The 1,603-nt window shown below is 63.3% G+C and carries 1 protein-coding gene and 1 pseudogene; both read left to right on the top strand.

The window, feature by feature from the left end:
- Positions 1-1,191 (top strand): NADH-quinone oxidoreductase subunit NuoN (gene nuoN / locus EN969_RS30295; RefSeq protein ID WP_127419688.1); only part of this gene is annotated, 1,191 nt, incomplete at its 5' end.
- 5 nt (positions 1,192-1,196) lie between these two features.
- Positions 1,197-1,603: pseudogene (locus EN969_RS30290) on the top strand (biotin--[acetyl-CoA-carboxylase] ligase); the annotation flags it as partial.

Here is a 1,603-nt window from a genome sequence, read left to right as displayed (position 1 = left end):
CTGGTTGGCTCGGCGGTGACGCTGGTGATGTCGATGCGCTTCGCCAAGGCGGAGCGTTTCGACAAGTTCGAATATCCGGTGCTGATCCTGCTGTGCACGCTCGGCATGATGCTGATGATCTCGGCCAACAGCATGATCGGCCTCTATCTCGGCCTCGAGCTGCAGTCGCTGGCGATCTATGTGCTGTGCGCGATCAACCGCGACAATCTGCGCTCGACCGAAGCGGGCCTCAAATATTTCGTTCTCGGTGCGCTGTCGTCGGGCATGCTGCTCTATGGCATCAGCCTGGTCTACGGCTACACCGGCAACACCGGCTTCCAGGAAATCGCCACGGCACTCGGCAGCGGCGAGCGCCAGCTTGGCCTCGTTTTCGGCCTCGTCTTCGTGCTGGCCGGCCTTGCCTTCAAGATTTCCGCGGTGCCGTTCCACATGTGGACGCCTGACGTCTATGAGGGCGCGCCGACTCCGGTGACGGCCTTCCTGGCGGCGGCGCCGAAAATGGCGGCGATGGCACTGATCGTGCGCGTCACCATGGGCGCGTTCAAGCCAATCGCCGCCGACTGGCAGCAGATCATCGTCTTCATCTCGATCGCCTCGATGGCACTCGGCTCCTTCGCCGCAATCGGGCAGACCAACATCAAGCGCCTGATGGCCTATTCCTCGATTGGCCATATGGGTTACGCGCTGGTCGGCCTTGCCGCCAACAGCCAGGCCGGCGTGCGCGGCGTTGCCATCTACATGCTGATCTATCTGGTGATGACGCTCGGCACCTTCGCCTTCATCCTCGCCATGCGGCGCAAGGAAGGCAATGTCGAGCAGATCAGCGACCTGGCCGGCCTGTCGTCGACCAATCCGGTCATGGCGACGATCCTGACCATCCTGATGTTCTCACTCGCCGGCATTCCACCGCTCGCCGGCTTCTGGGGGAAATGGTACGTCTTCCTCGCCGCCATCAACGCCAATCTCTACGCGCTGGCGATCATCGGCGTGCTGGCCTCGGTGGTGGGCGCCTATTACTATTTGCGCATCATCAAGATCATGTGGTTCGACGAACCGGTCGGCGGCTTCGTGCCGATGGCGACGGAATTGCGTGTCGTGCTCGGCGTCTCCGGCGCCTTCGTGCTGTTCTACGTGTTGATCGGTGGGCCGATCGGCACCTATGCCGAAGCCGCCGCCAAGACGTTTTTCTAGACGGCATGGCATTTCGGCTGGCTCCAACCTCGGCGTCGGAAGGGTTCCGGCTCGAGGCGCATGAGAGCGTCGGCTCCACCAATGCGCTGGCACTGGACCACGCAAGGGCAGGCGACGCCGGCAAATTGTGGGTCGTTTCCAAGAAGCAGGAAAGCGGGCGTGGCCGGCGCGGCCGCGTCTGGGCGACCCCGGAAGGCAACCTGGCGGCGACGCTGCTCGTCATCACCAAGGCAGAGCTTCGCCTTGCCGCGACATTGGGCTTCGTCGCAGGACTGGCGCTGGCCGATGCACTCGATGCCGTGGTGCCGAAGGGCCGGATCGCCATTGGCCTCGACGGTGGCAGCGAAGGAAAAAACCGTTTCGAGCTGAAATGGCCGAACGACGTGCTTGCCTCCGGCGCCAAGCTGGCCGG

The organism is Mesorhizobium sp. M7A.F.Ca.CA.003.01.2.1 (assembly GCF_003998945.1).
Taxonomy (GTDB): Bacteria; Pseudomonadota; Alphaproteobacteria; order Rhizobiales; family Rhizobiaceae; genus Mesorhizobium; species Mesorhizobium ciceri.
The sequence above is the reverse complement of the archived record's forward strand: the minus strand, read 5'-3'. Positions and strand labels throughout refer to the sequence as shown.